Source organism: Kitasatospora sp. NPDC088742 (assembly GCF_055584905.1).
Genome location: NZ_JBVJLD010000102.1, coordinates 1 through 6,113, shown reverse-complemented (window position 1 = coordinate 6,113; position 6,113 = coordinate 1). Strand labels below are relative to the sequence as shown.

The window sequence follows — 6,113 nt, the reverse complement described above, 5'->3', positions numbered from 1 at the left end:
CGTCTAGCGGCCCGTCCCGTCGTCACGAGGTCGCACAACCGCGCCGGCCCCTGTGCCCTGCCGACCCGAGCGGCCCGGTGCGGGGCGCGGGTGCGGCGGCGTCGGGGAGGATTCCCTTGAGGGGCGCGGCGCGGGACCGTTCGCCGGGGGGAGGCGCGGTCCGCGGCGGCCCTCGCTCGGCCACTGATGCGGTGCCAGGGCCCGAAGTCCGGGCCATGGTCGGAGCCGATCGGCTCTCCGACCGGGCATCCGCGTACGTGAACGCCCGGTGTCCTGCGCGGCACCGTCATGTGCCGCCCGGATACATCGGGCCTCCCTACCACCATACAGTCAGGCGACGACTCGAACACGTGACGTGCCCTACTCCGTGCCGACCCTCCTGTTCAGAGGGCGCTGCCTGCCCGGGCCCCCGCCGGGGGAGGCACTAGGGTGACGGGAATGGAGACTCAGGCCGCCGACGACGGCACCCCGCTGGACGCTTCCGTCACTCCCGTCACTCCCGCCTCCATCGGTGGCTGGGACGCCAAGGCGGCCGACCCGGGGTACCGGGCCGCCGTGCTGGACCTGCTCGGGGCCCTCGCCTACGGCGAGCTGAGTGCCTTCGAGCGGCTGGCCGAGGACGCCAAGTTCGCGCCGGGCCTGGTGGACAAGGCCGCGCTGGCCAAGATGGCCTCCAACGAGTACCACCACTACCAGCAGCTGCACGACCGGCTGGTCGAGGTCGGGGCGGACCCGACCGAGGTGATGACCCCGTTCGTCGAGCCGCTGGAGAACTTCCACCGGATGACCGCGCCCTCGGACTGGCTGGAGGGTCTGGTCAAGGCGTACGTCGGTGACGCGATCGCGACCGACTTCTACCGCGAGGTGGCCGTCCGGCTGGACGACGACACCCGGGACCTGGTGCTCAGCGTCTCCGCCGACACCGGGCACGCCCAGTTCGCGGTGGACCGGGTCCGGCAGGCGATCGAGGAGGACCCGCGGGTCGGCGGCCGGCTGGCGCTCTGGGGCCGGCGGCTGATGGGCGAGGCGCTCAGCCAGGCCCAGCGGGTGGTGGCGGAGCGGGACGCGCTCTCGAACCTGCTGGTGGGCGGCGCCGAGGTGCAGGGCTTCGACCTGGTCGAGGTCGGCAAGATGTTCAACCGGATCACCGAGGCGCACACCCGGCGGATGGCCGCGATGGGGCTCGCCTCCTGATCCGGTGCCGCCTCAGGCGTGCCGGTGGCGGCCGTGCCCGCCGGCCTGGTCCGGGCGGGCCAGCACCGAGAGCAGCAGGGCGGAGCTGACCGCCGAGAAGAGCAGGGCCAGGCCCGGCAGCCAGTCGTCCAGCGCGTAACCGGAGACCACCCCGCCGATCAGGGCCGAGACCACCGCGGTGCAGACGGTCAGGGCCCGGGGATTCGGGAAGTAGTCGGCGAACAGCACCAGCGCCACGGCGGCGACGGTCAGTCCGATGACGGCGAAGGCGATCGTCTGCAGGACCACGGGCTGCCTCCCAGGTGTGGGGCCGGGGCGGGGGTACCCCGGCCCATACCCCGGAAGGTCCGGTGGTACGCGCACCGGACGCGGAACGGCCGCCCCTTCGGGTGAAGGGGCGGCCGTCCTGCTGAGACAGCGTCAGGTGCTGCCGGTGCGTCAGGCGGTGCCGAAGCCCACCTTGCGGACGCTCGGCTCACCGATCTCCACGTACGCCAGGCGCTCGGCCGGGACGATGACGCGGCGGCCCTGCTCGTCGGTCAGCGTGAAGAGCTTGGTGGTGCCCTCCAGCGCCTTGGCGACCGCGCTCTCGACCTCATCGGCAGTCTGCGAGCTCTCGAGAACGATCTCTCGGGGCGCGTGCTGCACGCCGATCTTGACCTCCACGGCTTCCGTCCCTCCGGGTTTGCAGTCATCCGTGCGCTCGAACCGCCGTTCGCGGCCGTCGCGCCGTACGGCTTCACCATAGAGCACCTGCCTGGCCCGCAGACGAAGGTCCGGCGATCACCGCCGGACTCCGGTCAGCCGGCCGCGGACTCCGTGCCCGGCTCGCCCGGGTGCATCGGGAAACCCTTGAGGCCGCGCCAGGCCAGGCTGGCGACCAGCTTGACGGCGGCGTCGCGCGGGATCTCGAGGTTCTGCGAGAGCCAGTAGCGGGCGGTGATCTGGGCCAGGCCGCAGACGCCGACCGCGAGCAGCTTGGACTCGGCGTCGGGGAGGTCGGTGTCCTCCGCGATCACCTGGCTGACCAGGGTGGCGCTGGCATCGGCGGCCCGCTCGACCCGCTCGCGCACGGCGGGCTCGTTGGTCAGGTCGGACTCGAAGACCAGGCGGAAGGCGCCGGACTCGCTGGAGACGTAGTTGAAGTACGCCTCCATGGTGGCGGCCACCCGCTGCTTGTTGTCGGTGGTGGCGGCGAGGGCGTCCCGGGTCGCCTCGACCAGGGCGTCGCAGTGCTTGTCGAGCAGCGCGAGGTAGAGCTCCAGCTTCCCGGGGAAGTGCTGGTAGAGGACGGGCTTGCTGACCCCCGCGCGGTCGGCGATGTCGTCCATCGCCGCGGCGTGGTAGCCCTGGGCGACGAACACCTCCTGCGCGGCACCGAGCAGTTGTTCACGGCGGGCGCTGCGCGGCAGGCGGGCGCCGCGCGGGCGCTCCTGAGCCTCCTGGACGGCCGACACGGGCGCTCCTCACTTCTCGGACTGCGGCACGCCCGGGACGGGGACGGTGTGCCGTGCGTGGCTTGCAGAGGTGTCTGATTCTACTTTTGGGTAACCGGATCCGCGCCGGGCGAGCGCCGATCAATTCCCCCTCGGACCCCTTGTCGGAAGCCCACAATACGGTGCCGACCTGCGGTGTCCAGAGGCCGAGACGGCCGAGGGGTGCTCGTGGGGGCTGGGCCCCCACCTTCCCGCTCACTACGATCGTGCTCCATGAGCACTGAGCAGCGGGTGGCGGACGGGACGGGTGCGGGGCGGACCGTGGAGGTCCCGGGGGCGGTGCTGGCGGTGCACGGGCCCGCCACCCGGGCGGCCGAGCTGCCGCCCGCGCTCTTCGTGCACGGCCTCGGCGGCTCCGGGGACAACTGGACCGAGCTGATGGCCGAGCTCTCCGACACCCTGGACGTGGAGGCGGTGGACCTGCCCGGCTTCGGCTGGTCGATGCCCCCGCTGGACGGCAACCTCTCGCTCAACGGCCACGTCCGGGCGGTGATCGGCTACCTGGAGGCCTCCGGACGCGGCCCGGTGCACCTGTTCGGCAACTCGCTGGGCGGCGCCGTCGCCGTCCGGCTGGCCGCCCTGCGGCCCGACCTGGTGCGCAGCCTCACCCTGATCTCCCCGGCCCTGCCCGAGCTGCCCCCGCAGCGCACCGCCTGGCCCACCGGCCTGCTCGCGGTGCCCGGGGTGGCCTCCCTGCTGAGCCGCACCCGCAGCCCCGGCGGCGACGTCGAACAGGCCACCCGGCAGCTGCTCGGGCTGGTCTACGGGGACCCGGACGCCGTCCCGCCCGGGCAGTGGGACCGCGCGGTGGCCGAGCACCGGCGCCGGGCCGGGCTGCCGTACGCGCTCGCGGTGCTGGCCGGCTCGGCGCGCGGGATCGTCTCGGCGTACACCGAGCGCGGGGAGCAGTCGCTCTGGCGGCAGGCGGCGCAGGTGAAGGCGCCGGTGCTGCTGGTGTACGGGCTCAAGGACAAGCTGGTCTCCTACCGCTCGGCCCGGAAGGCCTGCGCGGCCTTCGCCGACGCCCGGCTGCTGGTGCTGCCGGAGGCCGGGCACGTGGCGATGCTGGAGCATCCGGAGCTGGTGGCGCGGGCCGTGCGGGAGCTGCTGGCGACGGCCTGAGCGGTGACCTGACCTGCGGCCCTCGTGGTGCGGACGCGTTGTTGACGGGGAGTCAGCTGGGCCGGGGAACGGCTCAGTTGGGGTGAGGTCACGCGGTTTCACTCGTTCAGGTGGCCTGGACGCCCATGTCGGAGGCGTTCTCAGCGATTCGTTCTACCTTCGTGGTGTCGGACCGAACAGGTGTGGGGGAGAGCGCGGCCCCTCCGGGTGGTCCCGGAGCGGCCGCGCGGGTTCTGAGTACTGGTACGTGGGCTGACGTCGTCGCGTAACCGCACCCGGTCAACACGAACCGCTGCGCCCTGGAGGTCGTCGTGCGCATTGCCTTGATCACCGAGAGTTCCCACTCGTACGCACGCCGTGCCGACGGCTGGTGCGGGCGGCTGGCCGAGGGGCTGGCCGAGCACGAGTTCCGGATGTACGTGCTGGGCGAGGGCGGCGGGCCCCGGGGCGGGCGGCTGCCGGTGAGCGAGCTGCCGATCTGGGGGCGGCGGCCGCGGGGCCGCGGGCCCGCGCTGCACCGGCGGCGGTCGTACGCCCAGGCCTACCGGGCGCTGGTGCGCTCGCTGGTGATACCCGGGGAGAAGGACGCCTTCGGCCCCGCGCTGTACCGGCTGGCCGCGCTGGGGCGGGAGGACGGCGCACTGCCGGCCTTCCTCTCCTCCGGGCCGGCCCAGCGGGTGCTGGAGCAGGTCTGGCGCTCGCCCGGGGCCGAGACGGCGGCCGGGCAGCCGCAGGTGCGGGACGTGCTGGTCGCGGCCGACCTGCTGGAGCAGTGCCTGCGGCCGCTCGCCGCGGCCTGGTACGGCACCGGGGAGGACGGGCTCGGCGGTGCCGACCTCTGCCACGTGGTCGGCGGCGGCCCGGCGGCGCTGCCCGCGCTGGTCGCCAAGCAGCTGCACGGGGTGCCGTTCGTGGTCACCGAGCACGGGCTGCACCTGCGCGAGCAGTACCGGAGCTGGCGCACCGCGCCGTACCGCTGGCCGGTCCGGGCGCTGCTGATCGCCTTCTTCCGGCAGCTCACCGAGGAGACGTACCGTCAGGCCGCCGTGCTCACCCCCGGGAGCGACTACGACCGGCGCTGGCAGGAGCGTTGCGGGGCCGACCCGGCCCGGGTCCGGGTGGTGCACGAGGGCACCCCGGCGGTGGCGCGGCCGGCGGCCGGGCCGGAGCCGGAGCGGCCGGTGCTGGTCTGGGCCGGGGCGCTGGAGCCCGGGCGCGATCCGGCGTTGGTGCTGCACGCCTTCGCCCGGGTCAGGGCCGAGCTGCCGACGGCGCGGCTGCGGCTGTACGGGGAGGAGGGCGCTCCGGGGTACCTGGCGCACCTGCGCGGGATCGCGGAGAAGCTCGGGGTGGACGCGGCGGTCTCCTTCGAGGGGAGACCGGAGGGCGGGGCGGCCGAGGCCTGGGAGGCCGGGCAGGTGGTGGTCTTCTCGGCGCTCGCCCAGCGCAGCCCGCGGCTGATCGCGGACGCGATGCTGAGCGGCCGGGCCGTGGTCTCCACCGAGGTCGGAGTGGCCCGGGAGGTGCTCGGGCCGACGGGGCTGCTGGTGCCGCCCCGCGATCCGGCTGCGCTGGCCGCCGCCTGCCTGGCGCTGCTCGGCGACGCGGAGCGGCGGGCCCGGCTCGGGCTGGCCGGGCGGCTGCGCGCGCAGGAACGGTTCGCCGTGGAGCCGGTGGTGACCGCCTTCCGGGAGGTCTACCTGGAGCTGGTCTCGCGCTTCCCGGCGTACTCGGCGGGGGCGGACCGCAGCGGTGCCAGGGCGGAGGTGCGGCCGTTCGCCCGGCCCGCCGAGTACTGGGTCGCGGGGCCGGCCGGGGCCGAGGAGGCGGAGGGGTCTTCCTCCTCCGCCGGCGCCGACGTGGAGCCGTTGAAGGAAGCGGTCTGATGGCCGGGGAAGTAGCTGACCCGGTAAGGGAGTTGATGGCGCGTCACCGGAGCGTCTGCGAACAGGCGGTGGACGTGCTGGAGATAGCGGCCGCGCTGGAGGACGCCGGGATCGGGCCGGGGGACGCCGCCCGGTACCGGCACGCGGACGTGTTCTCGCTGGCGGAGGAGCTGTACGCCCGGGTCCCGCGGCGCCTGCCGGGGGCGGCGGCCGAGGCGGGTGGCCGGGCCTGGCGGGAGCGGGCGCTCGCGGCGGTGCGGGGTGCCGTCCGGCACGGGCTGCCGGTGGTGGGGTTGGCGGTGGGCTGTGCGGTGGTGCCTGCGGCGCGGGGGTCGTTGGCGGTGCTGTGCGGCGGGTGGCTGGCGTGGGCGGCGAGTCGCCCGGCGGGGCTGCTCGGGAGTGGTGATGCCGGGGG

Annotated in this window: 6 protein-coding genes and 1 pseudogene; 4 read left to right on the top strand and 3 right to left on the bottom strand. The window is 74.6% G+C overall.

Translation table 11 applies throughout. The features are described 5' to 3' along the window. Nucleotides 1–438: 438 nt before the first annotated feature. Nucleotides 439–1,194: a ferritin-like fold-containing protein gene (locus tag ACZ6ZR_RS38410; protein ID WP_465650650.1), complete on the top strand. Its 756-nt coding sequence runs from the start codon at nt 439–441 to the stop codon at nt 1,192–1,194. Between the two features lie 12 nt (nt 1,195–1,206). On the opposite strand, the gene ACZ6ZR_RS38405 is transcribed toward ACZ6ZR_RS38410, so the two are convergent. From ACZ6ZR_RS38405 to ACZ6ZR_RS38395, 3 genes are all read right to left on the bottom strand, one after another. After that, nucleotides 1,207–1,482 carry a hypothetical protein gene (locus tag ACZ6ZR_RS38405; protein ID WP_465650648.1) on the bottom strand — a complete coding sequence of 92 codons (276 nt, stop codon included), beginning with the start codon at nt 1,480–1,482 and terminating at the stop codon, nt 1,207–1,209. 150 nt (nt 1,483–1,632) lie between these two features. Next, nucleotides 1,633–1,860, bottom strand: coding sequence for a DUF3107 domain-containing protein (locus ACZ6ZR_RS38400; RefSeq protein WP_465650646.1), 228 nt, complete (start codon nt 1,858–1,860; stop codon nt 1,633–1,635). A gap of 134 nt (nt 1,861–1,994) precedes the next feature. Beyond that, a complete protein-coding gene (locus ACZ6ZR_RS38395) occupies nt 1,995–2,651 on the bottom strand; it encodes a TetR/AcrR family transcriptional regulator (protein WP_465650644.1) in 657 nt (218 codons plus the stop codon). Nucleotides 2,652–2,903: 252 nt separating this feature from the next. Between ACZ6ZR_RS38395 and ACZ6ZR_RS38390 the strand changes: the two genes are divergently transcribed. The 3 genes and pseudogenes from ACZ6ZR_RS38390 to ACZ6ZR_RS38380 form a co-directional block, all read left to right on the top strand. After that, nucleotides 2,904–3,812 (top strand): alpha/beta fold hydrolase, encoded by a 909-nt coding sequence (locus tag ACZ6ZR_RS38390; RefSeq protein ID WP_465650642.1) that lies wholly within the window; start codon nt 2,904–2,906, stop codon nt 3,810–3,812. Between the two features lie 311 nt (nt 3,813–4,123). Next, nucleotides 4,124–5,698: a DUF3492 domain-containing protein gene (locus tag ACZ6ZR_RS38385; RefSeq protein ID WP_465650640.1), complete on the top strand. Its 1,575-nt coding sequence runs from the start codon at nt 4,124–4,126 to the stop codon at nt 5,696–5,698. Beyond that, nucleotides 5,698–6,113: pseudogene (locus ACZ6ZR_RS38380) on the top strand (hypothetical protein); the annotation flags it as partial. The gene ACZ6ZR_RS38385 and the pseudogene ACZ6ZR_RS38380, both read left to right, overlap by 1 nt.

What these genes read in the sequence shown, in the direction of transcription:
- ACZ6ZR_RS38390 (WP_465650642.1), top strand. Translation starts at nt 2,904, where the DNA reads ATGAGCACTGAGCAGCGGGTGGCGGACGGGACGGGTGCGGGGCGGACC.
- ACZ6ZR_RS38410 (WP_465650650.1), top strand. Translation starts at nt 439, where the DNA reads ATGGAGACTCAGGCCGCCGACGACGGCACCCCGCTGGACGCTTCCGTC.